Origin of the sequence: Microbacterium sp. A20, from assembly GCF_004794515.1 — a bacterium.
Lineage (GTDB): Bacteria > Actinomycetota > Actinomycetes > Actinomycetales > Microbacteriaceae > Microbacterium.
The window spans coordinates 13,846-32,228 of sequence record NZ_SSDF01000063.1 but is presented as its reverse complement, the minus strand read 5'-3'; the positions used below and the strand labels follow the sequence as shown (position 1 = coordinate 32,228).

Annotated in this window: 19 protein-coding genes; 14 read left to right on the top strand and 5 right to left on the bottom strand. The window is 70.3% G+C overall.

The annotated features are described in order from the left end of the window. Positions 1–6 precede the first annotated feature (6 nt). The 5 genes from DW298_RS05265 to DW298_RS05245 all read right to left on the bottom strand — a co-directional run bounded on the left by DW298_RS05265 (position 7) and on the right by DW298_RS05245 (position 3,549). A complete protein-coding gene (locus DW298_RS05265) occupies positions 7–543 on the bottom strand; it encodes a hypothetical protein (protein WP_136041407.1) in 537 nt (178 codons plus the stop codon). Continuing rightward, positions 540–1,190, bottom strand: a complete 651-nt coding sequence (locus DW298_RS05260) for a hypothetical protein (protein ID WP_136041406.1) — start codon at positions 1,188–1,190, stop codon at positions 540–542. The genes DW298_RS05265 and DW298_RS05260 overlap by 4 nt, the downstream gene beginning before the upstream one ends. Continuing rightward, entirely contained in the window at positions 1,187–1,558 is a 372-nt protein-coding gene (locus DW298_RS05255) for a hypothetical protein (RefSeq protein ID WP_136041405.1), read from the bottom strand. Before DW298_RS05255 ends, DW298_RS05260 begins: the two co-directional genes overlap by 4 nt. 261 nt (positions 1,559–1,819) lie before the next feature. Then, a complete protein-coding gene (locus DW298_RS05250; RefSeq protein WP_136041404.1) occupies positions 1,820–2,488 on the bottom strand; it encodes a DNA alkylation repair protein in 669 nt (222 codons plus the stop codon). Between the two features lie 23 nt (positions 2,489–2,511). Further along, positions 2,512–3,549: an FUSC family protein gene (locus DW298_RS05245; RefSeq protein WP_136041403.1), complete on the bottom strand. Its 1,038-nt coding sequence runs from the start codon at positions 3,547–3,549 to the stop codon at positions 2,512–2,514. 130 nt (positions 3,550–3,679) lie between these two features. Between DW298_RS05245 and DW298_RS05240 the strand changes: the two genes are divergently transcribed. The 14 genes from DW298_RS05240 (at position 3,680) to DW298_RS05180 (ending at position 18,351) form a co-directional block, all read left to right on the top strand. Continuing rightward, positions 3,680–4,135: an SRPBCC family protein gene (locus DW298_RS05240; protein ID WP_136041402.1), complete on the top strand. Its 456-nt coding sequence runs from the start codon at positions 3,680–3,682 to the stop codon at positions 4,133–4,135. 78 nt (positions 4,136–4,213) lie between these two features. Then, positions 4,214–4,378 carry a hypothetical protein gene (locus tag DW298_RS19240; protein ID WP_168429539.1) on the top strand — a complete coding sequence of 55 codons (165 nt, stop codon included), beginning with the start codon at positions 4,214–4,216 and terminating at the stop codon, positions 4,376–4,378. Between the two features lie 83 nt (positions 4,379–4,461). After that, positions 4,462–5,523: a DUF998 domain-containing protein gene (locus DW298_RS05235; protein ID WP_240745022.1), complete on the top strand. Its 1,062-nt coding sequence runs from the start codon at positions 4,462–4,464 to the stop codon at positions 5,521–5,523. A 122-nt stretch (positions 5,524–5,645) separates the two neighbouring features. Continuing rightward, complete coding sequence (locus tag DW298_RS05230) at positions 5,646–5,930, top strand: hypothetical protein (protein ID WP_136041401.1); 285 nt, start codon at positions 5,646–5,648, stop codon at positions 5,928–5,930. 68 nt (positions 5,931–5,998) lie between these two features. Next, a complete protein-coding gene (locus tag DW298_RS19720) occupies positions 5,999–8,890 on the top strand; it encodes a LuxR family transcriptional regulator (RefSeq protein WP_136041400.1) in 2,892 nt (963 codons plus the stop codon). A 75-nt stretch (positions 8,891–8,965) separates the two neighbouring features. Beyond that, complete coding sequence (locus tag DW298_RS05220) at positions 8,966–9,169, top strand: cold-shock protein (RefSeq protein WP_017831237.1); 204 nt, start codon at positions 8,966–8,968, stop codon at positions 9,167–9,169. A 254-nt stretch (positions 9,170–9,423) separates the two neighbouring features. Then, on the top strand, positions 9,424–10,452 hold the full coding sequence (locus DW298_RS05215) for an iron-siderophore ABC transporter substrate-binding protein (protein WP_136041399.1): 1,029 nt from the start codon (positions 9,424–9,426) through the stop codon (positions 10,450–10,452). Positions 10,453–10,485: 33 nt separating this feature from the next. Further along, positions 10,486–11,535, top strand: a complete 1,050-nt coding sequence (locus tag DW298_RS05210) for an iron ABC transporter permease (RefSeq protein WP_136041398.1) — start codon at positions 10,486–10,488, stop codon at positions 11,533–11,535. Further along, positions 11,532–12,614, top strand: a complete 1,083-nt coding sequence (locus tag DW298_RS05205; protein ID WP_136041397.1) for an iron chelate uptake ABC transporter family permease subunit — start codon at positions 11,532–11,534, stop codon at positions 12,612–12,614. The genes DW298_RS05210 and DW298_RS05205 overlap by 4 nt, the downstream gene beginning before the upstream one ends. Further along, positions 12,611–13,411, top strand: a complete 801-nt coding sequence (locus tag DW298_RS05200; RefSeq protein WP_136041396.1) for an ABC transporter ATP-binding protein — start codon at positions 12,611–12,613, stop codon at positions 13,409–13,411. Before DW298_RS05205 ends, DW298_RS05200 begins: the two co-directional genes overlap by 4 nt. Beyond that, positions 13,401–14,363 (top strand): siderophore-interacting protein, encoded by a 963-nt coding sequence (locus DW298_RS05195; RefSeq protein ID WP_136041395.1) that lies wholly within the window; start codon positions 13,401–13,403, stop codon positions 14,361–14,363. Before DW298_RS05200 ends, DW298_RS05195 begins: the two co-directional genes overlap by 11 nt. 1 nt (position 14,364) lies before the next feature. Then, the gene (locus DW298_RS05190) at positions 14,365–15,201 is read left to right on the top strand and encodes an ABC transporter ATP-binding protein (RefSeq protein ID WP_136041394.1); all 837 of its coding nucleotides are present in this window, start codon (positions 14,365–14,367) and stop codon (positions 15,199–15,201) included. A 31-nt stretch (positions 15,202–15,232) separates the two neighbouring features. Then, positions 15,233–16,264, top strand: a complete 1,032-nt coding sequence (locus tag DW298_RS05185) for an iron-siderophore ABC transporter substrate-binding protein (RefSeq protein ID WP_136041393.1) — start codon at positions 15,233–15,235, stop codon at positions 16,262–16,264. Beyond that, positions 16,261–18,351, top strand: coding sequence for an iron ABC transporter permease (locus DW298_RS05180; RefSeq protein ID WP_136041392.1), 2,091 nt, complete (start codon positions 16,261–16,263; stop codon positions 18,349–18,351). The genes DW298_RS05185 and DW298_RS05180 overlap by 4 nt, the downstream gene beginning before the upstream one ends. Positions 18,352–18,383: the final 32 nt, after the last annotated feature.

The window sequence follows — 18,383 nt, the reverse complement described above, 5'->3', positions numbered from 1 at the left end:
GCAGGGCTAGCCGGGCACGCCGGCGAGCCCGAGGGCGGTGATGAGCTCGTAGGCCGCCGAGCGTGCCTGCACGATCACGGTGCCGACCTGGACTCCCGCTGCCGATACCGACAGGAGCAGTTGGCCGTAGGGTGCGAGGACGAAGCTGAGCAATGACAGCTGGCTCTGCCCGATCGACACCGAGACGACGGCTGACAGGCTCGGTTCCGTCCCGCCGGAGATGATCTCGGCCTCGGCCCTGGCGACGCCGAACAGCGAACCGTTGATCGCCGCCAGCCGCTCACCCGTCTCCTCTCGCGTGCCGACGGAGGCGATGTGCAGGCCGTCGGCGGTCGAGAGGACGGCCGTCGTCAGCTCGGGGAAGCGCTCCTGCAGATGGCGCAGTCGGGTGAGTGCAGCCTGGCTGACGACGCTCGACCAGAGCTCCCAGTGGGCCGCGATCTCCGGATGCATGAGCACGGGGTCGCCTCCGTGGGTCGCGTCGTCCCGGCGCGCGGCGTCGTTCGGGAGAGGGGGTTCGTCTGTTCGGATGTGTGTGTTCACGACTCTTCTTCCGGAAGGTCAAGGGCCACGCAGGCGACGCGCATCACGCTGTCGCGATCGCGGGCGTCGGCGGCATGAACGCGATTCGCGGGGATCCCGTATCGCGCCAGGACCTCGGTGAGTTCCTGGCGTACTGTGCCCATCGCCTCTTCTGCGCAGTGGCTGACGGCGATGACCATTCGCTGACCGTCGCCGGCGAACCGAGGAATCCACGCGGCGGCGTCGGCGGCGAGGTGCGACCGGTCGGCACGCAGCCAGAGAAGGATGCGCGTGTCTGCGGTCGAGGATCTTCGTCGGGCGGGAGCGAAACGGTCTTGCCCGGGAACCCCGATGAGGGTGACGGAGATCTCGGGCGTGGGTTTCCACGCGCCGTAGTCGAGGCCCACCGTGGTGGTGGTCTTCTCGCCGTCGCCGTACTCCGCCGATCCGGCCGAGATCGGAACGTCGGTGTCGACCGGAGGGACGTCGCTCAGTGCGCGGACGGCCGTCGTCTTCCCCGCGCCGACCGGCCCGGCGAAGATGAGCCGGTAGCGGTTCGGCAGATTCACGTGCCTCCAGCGTGCCCGCCGCATCGGCGTCTCCACCGACGCGGCACGCACCCACGAGATCTCCTCGAGGCCGTCGCTGCGCACGGCCTCGCCGGTCAAGCGTTCAGAGCCGCAAGATGGCGGTTCACTGCGGAGCGGAGAAGTGCGAGGTTCGTCGCCTGGCGATCCGCGGCGAGGTAGATGAACGTCTCATCGGTGATCATCTTGAGCAGGTGGAGCTGCGTGTCGAGGGTGAGCAGCATGTCTTCGAGGGTCGCGTCGAGACCGAGCGCCTCGATCGTACGCATCTTGTTCTTGACGATCTCACTGTTGTAGGCGCTGGCCACATCGAGGTCGAAGTCCGGTCGGACCGAGCTCGAGGCCAGTGGCATCCCGGATTCGAGATCGACGACGGAGGCGCCGATGAAACCGTTGATGTCGTGCGCGATGTCGGTGATGAGCGCGTTCAGTTCGTCTTGCGTAGCCATGATGCTCCCCAGGTCGTGTCGCACGCGCAGAGACCACCCTGTGCAGTCCCCCCAAAGCCCGCGCAACTCATAAAGTGTATAACGTTACTGGCTCATATGCGGAATCGCGTCGAGACACGCCTGTTGATCTCCCAGGCGGATGCCGCGCCCACCCGTTCCGAAGGAGATCTCACGAAATGAAGGAGCGGATCCCGGATGCTCTCCTTCAGAGCGTGAGATCTCCTTCGCGTCGTGTGCGCAGACGGCAGACCGGACGAGCGCTCAGCCCTCGCGGCGTCGCACGATCTCGCCGATCCACAGCGGTGCGAAGGGGGAGGTGCAGCCCGGTGCGGTCGGGTAGTCGGCGAGGACCTGGAGTCGCTCGCCGATCTCCAGCGCTCGCGCGCGGTACTCCGGGTGGTAGATGCCGATGTTCGCGAGAGTCTCGTTCATCGCCCACTGCAGACGCGATGGAGCATCCTTCAGATCGCGCTCGATGAGGTCGAGCAGGTGCGGCAGGTCCAGGCCCTCCGCGTCTTTCATCACCCGAACCGTCGTGAGCGACCAGGCGGCTGCGGCCACCGTGGGATCCGGGTCGTCGAACCAGCGCAGCCGCAGCTCTTCGGCGAGCGGCGACTTCTTGGCGACGTAGTTCACGAACCAGTCGTTGACCTTCGGCGGGCGGGTCTCGCGCAGCATGGCGTCGAGCTCGTCGGCGCGGAACTCGCGCGGGCGGCAGATCAGCAGGGCGAGGAGCCGCGCCGGGGTCTCACCGGTCGCCCAGAGCTCCTGCGCGAGCGGCTGGTCGGTCCTGATCCGCTTCGCGAGCGCGCGCATCCGGCTGAGGTTGATGCCGTGGTCGTCGCCGCGTTTCTCGTTGGCGGCGCGCATCTTCGGATCCTCCAGCGCGGCGAGCTCGCCCAGCGCCTCCGCGACGGTCATGTCGGACATGCCACCAGCGTAGGCGGAGTCGGTCAGTCTTCGTCGAGCAGCTCGCCCCGGATGCGGCGCAGATCCTCCATGAGCGAGCCGATCAGGATCCAGTGCTGCGACGCCGGCGGGCGGATCACGAGCGGTGCGGTGAGCGCGGGGATCGCGCTCGTCTCCGTGTCGGGCTCGGGCGACGCCTCGGCGACCTGTACGGCGAGGCGCACGTCGTGTCCGGCGCGACGCAGCTGCTCGGCGATCGCGGCCACTGCGGGCTCTTCGCCGATCGTGTCGTCGTAGTGGTCGAAGTACGCGCGGGTCATGCCGATCGTCTGGGTCACGATCGGTGACAGTCGCTCGAGCAGCTCCCGCAGCTCCTGCAGTTCGCTGCGATGATTCGAGCGCCGCGGGTTCAGGGTGAGCGACTCCTCACCGGCGGCGATGGATGCGTCGGCGGCATCCTTCATCGGACGCAGCAGCCGCACCTCGAGCATGAGCTCCTGCAGCTGGGCGGCCGTCTGCGGCTCCGGCAGCGCGACGGCCAGGCGGTCGAGGCTGGCGGCGAGCTCTCGCCCGAGCAGCCCGACGTCGCGCCGAGCGGGGGCGACCAGCACCGGCGGCACGATGAGCGCGTTCACGACGATGCCGATCACCACGCCGATCAGGGTCTCCACGATGCGCGCGAACGCGTATTCCGGGCTGGAGGATCCCAGTGCCAGCACGAGCATCGCCGAGATCGCGACCTGATTGCCGGTGCCGGGCGAGGCGCGGAAGATCCACGCCACGAGCATCGCGACGACGATCGCGAGCAGCACGATCCAGCTCGGCGAGCCCAGGAGCAGCCCGAGCGCGACGGCGATCACCACGCCGGCGATCACCCCGATGCTGCGCTCGAGCGCCTTCGACAGCGACTGGTTCACACTCGGCTGCACGACCAGGAGCGCGGCGATCGCGGCGAACACCGGCAGCTGCGCGGGGAACACCCATCCCGCGATGAGCCACGCCGCGATCGTCGCCGCGGCCGACTTCACGACCTGCAGCAGCGGAGAGCGCTGGGAGGCGCGGATCGCGGCGGGGATGCGCATGACCTCAACGGTAGCGCCGCGACGCCGCGGATGATCGACGTGCGATGACGCGGCTGTCAACCCCGTGGCCGATCCTCGCTGCTCCGGGCTGAATGGGATGACACGAACGACGAGAAGTGAGGAGCATCACATGGTGCAGATCATCGAGACCATCGACGTCGACGTCCCCGTCCGCACGGCGTACAACCAGTGGACGCAGTTCGAGAGCTTCCCGAAGTTCCTCGACGAAGTCGAGTCGATCACTCAGATCGACGACACCCACACGCACTGGAAGGTGAAGGTCGGCGGCGCGACCCGCGAGTTCGACGCCGAGATCACCGAGCAGCACCCGGATGAGCGCGTCGCGTGGAACAGCACCGGCGGCGAGACCGAGCACGCGGGTGTCGTGACGTTCCACAAGCTCGACGACACGTCCACGCGCGTGACCGTGCAGCTGGACTGGGCGCCCGAGGGGCTGCTCGAGAAGATCGGCTCCCTCGTGGGCGCCGGCGGGCACGCGGTGAAGAAGGACCTCCAGAACTTCAAGGAGTTCATCGAGGGCCGCGGCGTCGAGACCGGAGCCTGGCGCGGCGACGTCGACGCCTGACCTCGAACCCCAGGTGGCGAGGCCCGGATGCCGTTCAGGCGCCGGGCCTCGTCGCGTCGAGCGCTGTACGATCGCGCCATGACGAAGACCACATTCAAGCCGGGCGACGAAGTCATCACCCCGCGTTCACGCGGAAAGGTCATCGACATCTGCGCGACGCCCTCGGGGCAGTTCATCTTCGGCATCGAGGACGAGACCGGAGAGGTCACCTACTTCACCCCCAAGGCTCTGCAGCACGCCTGACGGGCGCATCCCGGACGACTCGAAGCGCGAGCGGAGCGGAGCGGGATCTTCCGCGCGTCCGGGGTGCGTGCTTGCATGGGCGCATGGAGCGGGACGAGAAGCTGCGCGGCGAGACGAGGGCCGTATGGGCGACCGCGGTCTGCTTCGTCGTCGGTGCCGTCGCGGGCATCCTGCTCCTTCGTGGTGACCCACGCCCGCTCACCGGTCCAGGATCGCTCGCGGTGCCGGTCGCGGCGGTCGCCGGCATCGTCGCCGCCGCCGCGTTCCTGACGAGCACGCTGATGCACCGTCGCGCGGAGACCGGGCCGATGCCGCGCTGGCAGGCCGTGGCCTCCGACCTCTCGACCGTCGCGCTCACCGTCGCTTTCGGAGCGGTCACCGTGATGGGTGTCCTGCTCACCGCCGAGATCCTCGCCGTCGGCCTCCAGGGTCTGCAGCTCGCGGCGGTCGGCGGAGGTCTGCTCGCGGGTGTCGCCTCGGCCGTCGGCGGCCGCTTCGCCTTCGGAGCCGGCATCGGACTGCGCACGGCCGACCTGTCTGCCCTCCTGTTCGGATTCCTCGTGATCGGCACGCTCTTCGCCATGGTCACGTCCGCCGACCCGCGCTGGTGGGAGGAGAACTTCTCGCAACTCGGATCCGGGTGGGCCTTCAACGGCACCCTCGTCGTGGCAGGGCTCCTGATCGCGACCGTCGGCTCGTACATCGGCCGCGACCTGCACCGGATGCTCGGCGACTCCGCTCTGCGGCGCATCGCCGCGGTGGTCGCGCTGTGGGCGGCGACCGGCGTCGCGCTCGCCGCCGTCGGCCTGCTGCCGCTGCACCGGGTGCCTCTCCCGCACGACATCGCCGCCTTCGCGACACTCGTCCTGTTCCTCGGTGCCGCGGCCGCCACCGTGGCCGCCATCCCCGGTCCTCCCCGCGCGTTGCTGATCACGTCGGTCGGCGTCGGACTACTCATCGTGGTGGCCGTCGTGCTGTGGGTGCCGTTCGGCCTGTACTCGGCCACGGCGGTCGAAGCCGTCGTCGTCGGGCTCGGACTGCTGTGGATGGCCACGCTCGTGCGGGTGATGGCGATCCTCGTGCCGGCGCGGTCGCGCCCCTCGGCCCGGCGGTCGCCGCTGCGCGCGGAGACGCCGCCCGCCTAGTCGTGGCCATCACCAGGCGGCACCCCTAGGCATCGGCACCGGAAAGATAGGGAATCCGTCCGATGTCGGCGAGGTACCTCAGAGCGGAGTGTAGGGATACACCACACCGACGAGGAGATCCCATGTTCGAGCACACGTTTTTCACCGAGCAGTACACCGGTTACCAGCACGAGGAGCTGGAGCGCGCAGCCGCGCGTCGGCGCATGCTCATCGAGCGCGCCGACCAGATCGTTCCTCGTTCCCCGGGGGCGGCGCGTCGGATGCTGCGCCGCATCTTCCGCCTGGACGCGGGGCGATCCGTCAGCAGCCAGACCGCGAAGACCCGACCCGTGACGTCCCGCGCCGCGACCGTGTCGACCTCGCATCCGGCCTCCGCCTGCGACCGGACGGCCTCCGTCGCACGGTGAGCGACGCGGCCGTTCGGACCGGATCGCGGTCCGCCCCGAATGTCGGCGGAGGGTGGGATCATGAACCCATGCCTTCCTCCGCACCGAGCACCGTGATGGTCGGTCGTGCGGCCGAGCTCGCCGAAGTGCGCCGGCTGTTCGACGACGTGCGTGAGGGGGTGCCGGCGGCGCTGCTCGTCGAGGGCGATGCGGGGATGGGCAAATCCCGGCTGCTGCGCGAGTTCACCGCCGAGATCGAGCACACCGCCGACGTCCATGTGGGGTGGTGCCTCGACCTCGGCGGTTCCCGCACGCCATACGGCCCGCTCACCGGCATCCTCCGCTCCATCGTCACGTGCATGGGCGTCGAGCGGGTGCGCGAGTCGGTCGGGGTGGGCGTCGAGGCCCTGGCCATGCTGCTGCCGGAGCTCGTGGATGCGCCGACCGACCGCGAGCGCACCAGCCCCGAGCGACTCCGCGACGCCATCGCCTCCCTGATCGAGGCAGCCGCCGAGCGGGCACCCCAGGTGCTCGTGGTCGAAGATCTGCACTGGGCCGATGATTCGACGCTCGCCATCCTGTCCTTCCTCCTGCGCGCGCTCGACCGTGGGCGCATCCTGCTGCTCCTCACCTGCCGGAGCGACGACGTGCGACGCGGAGACGCGGTGAGCCGTTTCATCGGCGAGGCCACGCGTGCGCGCCTGCTCGAGCGCCTCACGCTCGCCCGGCTCGACACAGCCGCGGTGCGGGAACTGGCCGAGCGGATCAGCGGCCGTCCACTCTCCGAGGCCGCCTTCGATCGCATGCAGGAGCGGGCCGAGGGCGTGCCGTTCTTCGTCGAAGAGATCGCGGGATGCGCGAACGGTCCCCTCCCCGACGGACTCCGCGACCTGCTGCTGGCCCGGTTCGACCGTCTCGGCGACGATGCGCAGCACGTCGTCAAAGTCGCCTCCGGTGCCGAGCGTCCGCTGTCGCATCCGCTGATCACCCGCCTCGCCGACCTTCCGGAGCAGCGGCTCGACGAGGCGATCCGCGAGGCGACGCGCAGCGGCATCCTGGTCGTGGCCGACGACGACTATCGGTTCCGGCATGCCCTCCTGCGCGAGGCCGTGCACGACGACCTGCTTCCCGGTGAACGTGCCCGCCTGCATCGCGCCTACGCCGAGGCCCTCGAGGCTGCGGCTTCGGGCAGCGACGGGGGCGACGACGCTGCCGCGCTCGCGTACCACTGGCAGCTCGCGCAAGACGATCGGAAGGCTCTCGTCGCCGCGGCCGATGCCATGCGCCACGCGAAGGCGCAGTATGCGTTCGCGACCGCCGCCCGCTTCGGCGAACTCGCGCTGGAGCTGTGGCCTCTCGTCCCCGATGCCGCCGATGCCGCGCGCCTCGATCGCCTCGATCTGCTTCTGGTGCTGGGGTCGATCCTGCGCAACGCCGGCGACGGCGAACGGGCGCTCGCTGTGGCGAACCTCGCGCTCGCCGAGGTCGACCCCGAGACCGTCGAGCCGCGTCTGCATGCGCGACTTCTGCGCAACAAGGCGCTGTACCTGGTCAACCTCGGCCGCCTCGGGGCGATCCCGCTGCTGCAACAGGCCCTGGCCATCGCCGAGGCGCATGTCGACGACGAGGTCTTCCGGGCCGAGCTGCTCAACCAGCTCGCGAGCCGGCGCATGATCGCGGGCGACCGTGAAGAGGCGATCCGGCTCGCGGATGAGGCCGAGCGTGGGGCCGCAGGGGCGCCGTCCACGGATCAGCTGTCGATCGCGGCGAATGTCCGCGGCGGCTCCCTCGCGCACCTGGGCGAGGTCGAGGCGGGCGTGCGCCAGTATGAACGCGCGCGCGACCTCGCGACGGGCTCGAATGCCGAGATGCGGTACCGCGTCAACTACTCCGACCTGCTGACCCTGCTCGGCCGCTACCGCGAGGCGGTCGAAGTCGCCGAAGAGGGCCTGCGCCGCGCGCGGGAGCTGCGCGTCGAGCGCACCTCGGGGTCGATCATGGCGCAGAACATGGTCGTTCCCCTACTCGAGCTCGGTGAGATCGACCGGGTGGAGGAGATGCTGTCGCGCGACATGATGCAGGGAACCCTGCGCGTGTTCCGCATGTACATGAGCATGACCCGGGTGCGGGTTCTCGCCTGGCGGGGCAGGACGGACGAGGCCGACGAGCTGCTGCAGGAATGGCTTCCGGCTTTCCACGAGACCGGCATCTCCGAGCGGCAGATCTGGTACGACCGGGTGATGATGACGGTCGCGGTGGCCGAGAGCGCGGGCGACCTCCGCGGAGCGCTCGACACCATCCTCGAGATGCTTCGGGACGAACGGCCGGCCCTGCTGCACCAACGGCGGCTCCTGCTGCAGGGCGGGGCGCTCATCGCCGAGCTGCGGGCAGAGGGCGCCGATGTTGCGGCCGCCGTCGACGCGATCCGCACCGCCTGGCTCGCGCAGCCCGCACAGCTGCAAGACGATGCCTGGTCGACCATCCTCGACGCCCTGCTCGAACCGCACCCCGACTCGCTCGACGCGGCACTGCTGTGCGCCGACGGGGAAGACGTGCCCGTCACCTTCCGCGTCGTGCTCCGGCTCGAGCAGGCGCGCATGCGGGTGCATGAGGGCGACCGACCGGCGGCGTCGGTCGTGCTCGCCGAGGCGGCGGAGATCGCGGAAGCTCTGGGGCATGCGCACCTGCAGGCCGCCGTCGCGCGGTTCGCCACCGACGCGGGGTTCGGGGTGCGCCTCGCGTCGGAGGCGTCCGCCGGCGCCGACCCGCTGACCGCGCGCGAGAAGCAGGTGCTCGAACTCATCGCCGAGGGCTTGAGCAACCGCCAGATCGGCGAGCGGCTCTTCATCAGCGTCAAGACCGTGAGCGTCCATGTATCGGCGGTGTTGCGCAAGCTCGGTGTGAGCACGCGCACCGAGGCGGCTCTTCTGCAACAGAATCCGACGTTCTCTGCTGCACGTCAGCCAGCCGTGGTACCTTGAGCAAGCGCGCGTGTCGGATGTTCCGATTCCGCGTAGGCCGTGCAAACGGCTAAGTCAAATAGAAAGTAGAAACACATGGCCACTGGCACTGTGAAATGGTTCAACGCGGAAAAGGGCTTCGGCTTCATCGCTCCCGATGACGGCTCGGACGACCTCTTCGCCCACTACTCGGCTATCGCCGGCTCCGGTTTCAAGGAGCTCCGCGAGAACCAGAAGGTCGAATTCGACGCTGAGCGTGGCCCCAAGGGCATGCAGGCGGCGAACATCCGCGCTCTCTGAGCGCGCGCTGACTTCCTGAAGCCGGCCGGATCCTCACGGATCCGGCCGGCTTTTTCTGTGCCCGCAGCATTCGAGTCGCGCGAATCGTCCGATTCGGCGGTGATCTGCACCATTCGCGCGATTCGAAACGAGGTCTGTGGTCAGGACTCGAAGTGAGGCGGACCTAACCTCCGTGTTAGATTAGGCCAGGCTTACCAAAGGCTGGGCGCATCTCTCGCGCCGCCCCCTCACCCCGAACCCCGAAGGGAACGCCTGTGCGCACCTCTCGAATCCTCGCCATCGGCGCGGCCGCTGCACTCGCCGTCGGACTGTCCGCCTGCGCCTCCTCCGCCCCGGAATCGACCGGGACCGCCGGCGGCAACCCGGCCTCGGCGGATGCCTTCCCCGTGACGGTGGAGCACGTCTACGGCGAGACCACCATCTCCGAGAAGCCCGAGCGCATCGCGACGGTCGCCTGGGCGAACCACGAGGTGCCGCTGGCCCTCGGCATCGTCCCGGTCGGTATGAGCAAGGTGAGCTGGGGCGACGACGACGGCAACGGCGTGCTGCCCTGGGTCGAGGAGAAGCTCGATGAGCTGGGGGCCGAGACGCCGGTGCTCTTCGACGAGACCGACGGAATCGACTACGAAGCTGTCGCCGACACCGAGCCCGATGTGATCCTCGCCTCGTACTCGGGTCTCACGCAGGAGGAGTACGACACCCTCTCCAAGATCGCACCGGTCATCGCCTACCCCGAGGTCGCCTGGGGCACCTCGGTCGACGACATGGTCGAGATGAACTCGAAGGCACTGGGTCTCGAGGATGAGGGTGAAGCACTGATCGAGGAGCTGCACGCCGAAGCGGAGGCCGCTCTCGAGGAGAACAGCATCCTGAAGGACAAGAAGGTCCTGTTCGCCTACCTCGACCCGACCGATCTGAGCCAGATCGGCTACTACACGGCGACGGACACCCGCCCCGGATACCTGCACGACAACCTCGGGCTGCCCTACCCGTCGCTCGTGGAGGACACGGCGGACACCGACAAGTTCGACCTGACGATCAGCGCCGAGGAAGTGGCGAAGTTCGCCGACGTCGACGTGTTCGTCACGTACGGCGACGACTCGCTGATCCCGCAGCTGCAGGCGGACCCGCTGCTGTCGAAGATCCCGGCGATCGCCGAGGGGCGCATCGCGATCCTCCCCAACGCGACGCCGATCGCGGCATCCGCGAACCCGTCGCCGCTGTCGATCCCGTGGGGACTCACCGACTACCTCGCGATGCTGGCCGCGCCGCTGTCGAAGTAATCGTTCGATCCGCATCGGCGGAGTGAATCCCCCGTGACCTCAGCAACCGTCATCGCACCCGCACCGGGCGCCGCAGACCTGCGACGCCCGGTGCTGGTGCGCACCCTCTGGCTGCTCATCGGGGTCGCGGTGCTCGTCATCCTCAGCATCCTGTCGATCTCGTTCGGCGTGCGCGCCGTCTCGTTCGACGACATCGTCGCGGCCCTCGGCGGCCACACCGACACGATCGCCCAGGCCGCGATCGTCAAACGCATCCCGCGCACCGTGCTCGCCCTCCTCATCGGCGCCGCCCTCGCGCTCTCCGGCGCGACCATGCAGGCCGTGACCCGCAACCCCATCGCCGACCCCGGCATCCTCGGCGTCTCGAACGGGGCTTCGCTCGCCGTCGTGTGCGGCATCGCGTTCTTCGGGCTCAGCAACCCGTATGGACAGATGGGGTTTGCCATCGCCGGAGCCGGGATCGCCGCCGTCTTCGTCTACACGGTCGGCTCGCTCGGACGCGGGGGCGCGACGCCGCTCAAGCTCGCGCTCGCCGGTGCCGCCACCTCAGCTGCCTTCGCGTCGCTCATCAGCGCGGTCATGCTGCCCCGCGTCGACCTGCTCCAGACGTTCCAGTCGTGGCAGATCGGCGGTGTCGGCGGGGCGGAGTGGCCGCGCATCGCCCTCACGGCACCGGTGCTGGCCGTCGGCGCCCTGATCTGCTTCCTCAGCGCGCGCGGCATGAACTCGCTTGCCCTCGGGGACGACATGGCCAAGGGCCTCGGCGAGCACGTGTTCCGCACGCGCATGGTCTCGGCGCTCGGTGCGGTGATCCTCGCCGGCGCGGCGACGGCGATCGCCGGACCCATCGGCTTCGTCGGCCTCATCGTGCCGCACATGTGCCGGATGCTGGTGGGCACCGACCACCGCTGGCTGCTGCCGTTCTCGGCCATCGCGGGCGCCGCGCTGCTGACCGCGAGCGACATCATCGGCCGCGTGATCTCGCCGTCGGCGGAGGAGATCCAGGTCGGGATCATCACCGCGATCATCGGCGCCCCCTTCTTCATCTGGATCGTCCGTCGGCAGAAGGTGCGTGAGCTGTGAGCACGACCGAGCACACCGAGCACACCCTCGACCGCGTCGACGAGCCGGCATCCGCCCGCATCGCCCGGATCGTCGCGGGCCGTCGCTCGCGCCACCGCCGGCACGCGATCGCGACGATCGTGCTCGGCATCCTGCTGCTCGTGCTCTTCACGGTCGCCCTCATGGTGGGCAACACCTTCTACTCGCTGGATGAGGTCGTCCGCGTGGTCCTCGGCGAGACCGTCCCGGGCGCCTCCTTCACCGTCGGCGACCTCCGACTGCCGCGCGCGGTGCTCGCGGTCCTCACCGGCATCGGCTTCGGCATGGCGGGCGTGTGCTTCCAGACGATGCTGCGCAACCCGCTCGCCTCGCCCGACATCATCGGCATCTCGAACGGCGCCGGGGCTGCCGCGGTGTTCGGCATCGTCGTGATGTCGGTGAACGGGCCGGTCGTGTCGCTGCTCGCCCTCGGCGGTGCCATCGTCACCGCTCTCGTGATCTACCTGCTCTCGATCAAGGGCGGCTTCGCGGGCACGCGCCTGATCCTGATCGGCATCGGCGTCGCCGCGATGCTGCAGAGCGTCATCTCGTACATGCTGTCGCGGGCGGCGAACTGGGACATCCAGACCGCGATGCAGTGGCTGACCGGAAGCCTCAACAACGCGTCGTGGGAGCGGGTGCTGCCGATGGCGATCGCCGCGGCGATCATCGTCCCGCTGATGCTGTCGCAGGGCCGTGCGCTCGGCGCCCTCCAGCTCGGCGACGACTCCGCGGCCGGCCTCGGGATCCGGGTCGATGCCACACGCCTGCTCCTCATCCTCGGCGCCGTCGCGCTGCTCGCGTTCGCCACGGCCGCGACCGGCCCCATCGCGTTCGTCGCGTTCATGGCCGGGCCCATAGCCGCGCGCATCACCGGGCCGGGAGCGAACCTGCTCCTGCCGTCGGCGTTCGTCGGGGCCGTGCTCGTGCTCGGCGGCGACCTGATCGGCCAGTTCGCCTTCGGCACCCGCTATCCGGTCGGCGTCATCACCGGCGTGGTCGGCGCTCCGTACCTGATCTACCTCCTCATCCGCACCAACCGCTCCGGGGGTTCGCTATGACCGTCTCGCACAGCCTGTCGGCCGAAGGGGTCACGCTCGCCTACGGCGACCGCACCGTCATCGACGGCCTCGACCTGCAGATCGCGCCCGGACGCATCACGACCATCGTGGGCGCGAACGGATGCGGCAAGTCGACGCTGCTGCGCTCGCTCGCCCGCCTGCTCTCGCCGACCGAGGGGCAGATCGTGCTCGACGGCAAGTCCGTGCACGCCCGCCCCACCAAAGAGGTCGCCCGCATCCTGGGCCTGCTGCCGCAGTCTCCGGTCGCGCCCGAGGGCATCGCGGTGGCGGATCTGGTGGGCCGCGGCCGGCACCCGCACCAGAAGATGCTCGCGCGCTGGAGCACCCACGACTATGAGGTGGTGGCCGATGCCCTCGACGCGACCGGCATCACCGACCTCGCCGACCGCAGCGTCGACGAGCTCTCCGGCGGGCAGCGGCAGCGCGTCTGGATCGCGATGGCCCTCGCGCAGGAGACCGACATCCTGCTGCTCGACGAGCCGACCACGTTCCTCGACGTCGCACACCAGGTCGAGGTGCTCGACCTGCTCACCGACCTGAGCGTCTCGCGCGGCACCACCATCGTCATGGTGCTGCACGACCTCAACCTCGCTGCCCGCTACGCCGACGAGCTGGTGGCCATGAAGGACGGGCGTGTGCACGCGACCGGCGCTCCGCAGGACGTCGTGACCGCCGAGCTCGTCGAAGAGGTCTTCGGCCTCGCCAATCAGATCACCATCGACCCGGTCTCCGGCAAGCCGATGGTCACACCCATCGGGAGGCACCATGTCCGCTGAGACGACCACGACCGAGCGTCCGACCTACATCCTCACCCGCGCCGAGGTGCGGGCCGTCGCTCGGGTCTCGCCCTCGTTCGTGCGGGTGACGTTCGGCGGCGACGATCTGTTCGAGTTCGGCACGCCCGGCGAGGTGTTCGACAGCCGCATCAAGCTGGTCTTCCCGCCGGCATCCGGGGTGCTGCCGGAACTCGACCGGGCCTCGGACAACTGGTGGCAGTCGTTCCTCGCGGTGCCGGAGGAGGAGCGCGGCTCGATGCGCACCTACTCCGTGCGCGAGCTGCGGGTCGACCCCGCCGCGGGCACCGAGGTCGACGTCGACTTCGTGCTGCACCTCGAGCCGGGACTCACCGGACCCGCGTCATTGTGGGCGAGCCAGGCCACTGTCGGGCAGGAGCTGTACCTCGTCGGGCCGCGTCGCGGAGTGGACGTGGATGCGCACGGCGGGGCCGAGTTCGCGCCGGGCACTGCGGCCTCGGTCGTGCTCGCCGGCGACGAGACGGCTGCTCCCGCCATCGCCCGCATCCTGGAGGACGCGCCCCGCGACCTGCGGGGAGTGGCCTTCATCGAGGTGCCGTCGCCCGCCGACATCCTGCGTATCGACGTGCCGGCCGGCGTCGAGGTGCACTGGCTGCCGCGCGACGCGGGCGACCCGCACGGCCTGCGCCTGATCCCCGCGGTGCTCGGCTACCTCGGCGACGCCGACGCGGCGGACGAGATCCGAGTGAAGGACATCGACGGCGAGGATCTGCTGTGGGAGACGCCGGACTACTCCGGTCTCGGGGAGGCGATCGACAGGGCGGATGCTCCGGCCGAGCGCTACTTCTGGATCGCGGGGGAGAGCGGCGTGGTGACCACCCTGCGCCGCCACCTCGTCAAGGACCTCGGCATCGACCGCGGGCAGGTCGCGTTCATGGGCTACTGGCGCCGCGGCGTCGCGATGCGGGGCTGACATGACGACGACAGCGCCCCACGCCCTGCAGGGCGAATCCCTCGTGCTCGGATACGGCCGCGCCCGGGTGGTGCACGACGTCTCGCTCCGCCTCGCACCCGGACGGGTGACGGCCCTCATCGGCCCCAACGGCAGCGGCAAGTCGACCGTGCTGCGCGCCCTCGCCCGCCTGCACCGCATCGAGGCGGGGAGTGTGCGCATCGGCGGAGACGAGACGCGCGACGCCACCGCCCTCTCGGCCAAGGAGTTCGCGAAGGCCGTCGCGATGCTCTCGCAGTCGCGGCCGCATCCCTCCGGCATCGAGGTGTCCGACGTCGTGGCCTACGGCCGTCACCCGCACCGGGGTCGCTTCTCCGGTGTCAGCGACGCCGACCGCGCCGCCGTCGCACGGGCGCTCGAGCTGACCGGGCTCGCCGCCATGGCCTCCCGCCCCGTCGACCAGCTCTCGGGCGGCGAACTGCAGCGCGTGTGGCTGGCGACCGCGCTGGCGCAGGAGACCGGCGTGCTGCTGCTCGACGAGCCGACGAACCACCTCGACCTGCGGTACCAGGTGGAGACGCTCGACCTGGTGCGCGAGCTCGCCGACGACCACGGCACCGCCCTCGGCGTCGTGCTGCACGACCTCGACCACGCGGCATCCGTCGCCGACGACGTGGTGCTGCTGCACGCCGGTCGGGTGCACGCGGCCGGCACCCCCGCCGAGGTGCTGACGGGCGAGAACCTCTCGCACGTCTACGGCCTGCGCATCGACACCGAGATCGACGAGGAGACCGGCCTCGTGCGGGTGCTCCCGCGCGGTCGGCACCACGGTCGGCATCGCACCGCTGCAGCATCCTGAACCCCCTCACCCCTCCCGGAGGAAGAACCGAATGAAGAAGAAGCCCCTCGCCCTGGTCGCCCTCGGCGGCGCACTCGTGATGGCCCTCGCGGGCTGCGGCACCACCCAGGCCCCCGCCGCCTCCGACTCCGATGCCTCGGCCTCGACGAGTGCGGGCTGCGGTGACGACACCACCGCGACCTCGACGGGCGCCGTCTCCGTCACGGACGACCTCGGCCGCACGGTCGAGCTCGACAAGCCCGCCGAGCGGATCGCGGTGCTGGAGTGGCAGCAGATCGAGGATGCGCTGTCGCTGTGCGTCACACCGGTCGCAGTCGCCGACGCCGAGGGCTACAGCACGTGGGTCACCGCGGAAGAGCTCCCGGAGGGCGTGACCGATGTGGGCACCCGCCAGGAGCCGAACCTCGAGACGCTGTTCGGCACCGAGCCCGACCTCGTGATCGTCGAGGTCAGCGCCGCGGACGACCCCATCGTCGCCCAGCTCGAGGCCTACGACGTGCCGGTGCTCGCGACCGTCGGTGCGGATGCCGCCGACCCCATCGCGAAGATGCTCGGCACGCTCGACCTCATCGCCCAGGTGACCGGCCGTGAGGAGCGGGCCGAGGTCGTCGCCGACGAGTTCCAGGCGCACCTCGACTCGGCCTCGGCCGAACTCGCCGATCTCGACCTGCCCACGAAGGAGTTCGTGTTCTTCGACGGCTGGGTCGACGGCGGCAACGTCGCGCTGCGTCCGTTCGGTCAGGGCTCGCTCGTCGGTGAGATCGGCGAGAAGCTCGGTCTCGAGAACGCCTGGACCGGCGAGGTCGACCCCACCTACGGCCTCGGCCAGACCGACGTCGAGGGCATGACGACGGTCGGCGACGCCAGCCTGTTCTACACGGGCACCGAGGACCCCGAGTCGGAGAGCTTCATCGACGCCCTGCAGGACAACCCGGCCTGGACCTCGCTGCCCGCCGTGGCCGATGACCGCCTGACGGCCTTCCCCGCCGGGATCTGGACGTTCGGCGGACCGCGTTCGACCCAGCAGATCATCGACGGCTACGTCGAGGTGCTCTCGAAGTGACGGGAGCCCTTCGCCTCGACGACGCGGCGGCCACGACGGAGCCGGCGCGCCCTGCTCCCGCCGTCGCGCCCGGCGAGGCGGAGGGACGCCGGCCGGGCACCCTGCTGACGGGCATCGGCGTGCTCGTGGCTCTGGCCGTGGTGCTCTTCGCCGTCGCCTGCTGGCATCTCACGCAGGGCACGAGCGGTGCCGTGTTCGCCGACACCGAGGTGCTGTGGGGGTCGCGGGTTCCGCGCCTCGCGGCAGGCATCGCCGTGGGCGTGGCGCTGGGCGTGGCCGGCATCCTCCTCCAGTCGCTCGCCCGCAACGCCCTGGCATCGCCCGACACGCTGGGCGTGACCGCCGGTTCCTACCTCGCGGTCACGGCGCTCGCGGCGTTCGGCATCGCGGTGCCGGTGTGGGCGTCGGGCGCTGTCGCGTTCGCCGGCGGCCTCATCGCCGCGGGGATCGTGCTCGGGCTCGCGGGCGGCGCGGGTTCGTCCACCACGCGGCTGATCCTCGCGGGCACGGCACTGGCCCTCGCGTTCCAGGCCGGCACATCGACCCTGCTGATCCTGTTCGACGAGGAGACCAAGGGCCTGCTCGCCTGGGGAAGCGGCAGCCTGTCGCAGCTCGGCCTGACCGCGTTCCTGCAGGCGGCCCCGGTCGTGGTCGTGGTGACCGCGGCGGCCCTGCTGCTCGCGCGACGGTTCGACATCCTGGCGCTCGGCGACGACACGGCATCGTCCCTGGGCGTGCCGATCCGCTCGACGCGGGCCATCGGCATCCTGCTCGCCGTCACGCTGACCGCGGTATCGGTGACGCTCGCGGGGCCGATGGGCTTCGTCGGACTGTGCGCACCCGTGCTCGCCCGCCTGCTGACGCGGGTGGTGCCGAGCCTGAACCGCCATCTGCTCTTGATCCCGGCCGCCGGGCTGCTCGGCGCGATCGTCGTGATCCTCTCGGATGCTCTGCTGCGGGCGATCATCGGGGCCGAGGCGGCGATCCTCATCCCGACCGGCGTCGCGACGACCCTCCTCGGAGCGATCGTGCTCGTGCTCATGGCGCGGCGCCTGCGTGACGCCGGTCCGACGCGAGAGCCTCCGCGGGTGCGCTTCGGCGTGCGCAGCCGCCTGCGGTTCCGCATCACCATGGTGGTCGTCGTGCTCGGCGTGATCGGGGTGCTGGTCCTCGGCCTGCTCGCCGGGCACACGTGGCTGCTCACCGGCGACATCGCGCTGTGGCTGCAGGGCGAGGCGCCGGCGGCGATCGCCTTCGCGCTGGACGAGCGCGCGCCGCGCATCGTGGCCGCTGTCGTCGCCGGTGGGGCGCTCGCGCTGTCGGGCGCCATCATCCAGGGGGTGAGCCGGAACCCGTTGGCCGACCCGAGCATCCTCGGCGTCACGGGCGGTGGCGGACTCGGTGCGGTGCTCGTGATCACGAGCGCCGTCTCGTCCACCGCGGGCATGATCGCGGGCGCCATCGCCGGGGCGCTGCTGGCCTTCGCGCTCGTGTACCTGCTGTCGTGGCGCGGCGGGTTGAACGCCGACCGGTTCCTGCTGATCGGCATCGGCGTCTCCTACTTCACGGTGTCGCTCACGACGTTCTTCCTGCTGAGGTCGAACCCCTGGGACACCCCGAAGATCTACACCTGGCTGTCGGGCACCACCTACGGCCGCGTGTGGGAGCAGGTGCTGCCGCTGGCGATCGCGCTGGCCATCGCGCTGCCGTTCGTGGTGATGAGCCGTCGCGAGCTCGATGTGCTGTCCCTCGATGAGGACACTCCACGGCTGGTCGGCATCCGGCTCGAGCCCGTGCGGCTGACGCTGCTGGTGGTGGCGGCGGTTCTCGCGGCGCTCAGCGTGACGGCGATCGGCGTGATCGGCTTCGTGGGGCTCGTCGCTCCGCACGCGGCACGGGCGCTCGTCGGTGCCAGGCACGCCAGGGTGATCCCGGTCGCGGTGCTGCTGGGCGGGCTGCTCGTCGGGGTCGCGGACACGATCGGCCGCACCGTCATCGCCCCGGCGCAGCTCCCGGCCGGACTCGTGGTGGCGCTGATCGGAGCCCCGTACTTCGTCTGGCTGCTCTGGCGCTCGCGCGACGCGTAGCCCGGGCGCAGCAGGGACGAGGCCCGGCATCC

Coding starts and splice junctions, on each gene's coding strand:
- DW298_RS05200 (WP_136041396.1), top strand. CDS start 12,611: ATGACCGTCTCGCACAGCCTGTCGGCCGAAGGGGTCACGCTCGCCTAC.
- DW298_RS05250 (WP_136041404.1), bottom strand. CDS start 2,488: ATGTCCGACATGACCGTCGCGGAGGCGCTGGGCGAGCTCGCCGCGCTG.
- DW298_RS05190 (WP_136041394.1), top strand. CDS start 14,365: ATGACGACGACAGCGCCCCACGCCCTGCAGGGCGAATCCCTCGTGCTC.
- DW298_RS05195 (WP_136041395.1), top strand. CDS start 13,401: ATGTCCGCTGAGACGACCACGACCGAGCGTCCGACCTACATCCTCACC.
- DW298_RS05240 (WP_136041402.1), top strand. CDS start 3,680: ATGGTGCAGATCATCGAGACCATCGACGTCGACGTCCCCGTCCGCACG.
- DW298_RS05230 (WP_136041401.1), top strand. CDS start 5,646: ATGTTCGAGCACACGTTTTTCACCGAGCAGTACACCGGTTACCAGCAC.
- DW298_RS05245 (WP_136041403.1), bottom strand. CDS start 3,549: ATGCGCATCCCCGCCGCGATCCGCGCCTCCCAGCGCTCTCCGCTGCTG.
- DW298_RS19240 (WP_168429539.1), top strand. CDS start 4,214: ATGACGAAGACCACATTCAAGCCGGGCGACGAAGTCATCACCCCGCGT.
- DW298_RS05220 (WP_017831237.1), top strand. CDS start 8,966: ATGGCCACTGGCACTGTGAAATGGTTCAACGCGGAAAAGGGCTTCGGC.
- DW298_RS19720 (WP_136041400.1), top strand. CDS start 5,999: ATGCCTTCCTCCGCACCGAGCACCGTGATGGTCGGTCGTGCGGCCGAG.
- DW298_RS05255 (WP_136041405.1), bottom strand. CDS start 1,558: ATGGCTACGCAAGACGAACTGAACGCGCTCATCACCGACATCGCGCAC.
- DW298_RS05235 (WP_240745022.1), top strand. CDS start 4,462: ATGGAGCGGGACGAGAAGCTGCGCGGCGAGACGAGGGCCGTATGGGCG.
- DW298_RS05185 (WP_136041393.1), top strand. CDS start 15,233: ATGAAGAAGAAGCCCCTCGCCCTGGTCGCCCTCGGCGGCGCACTCGTG.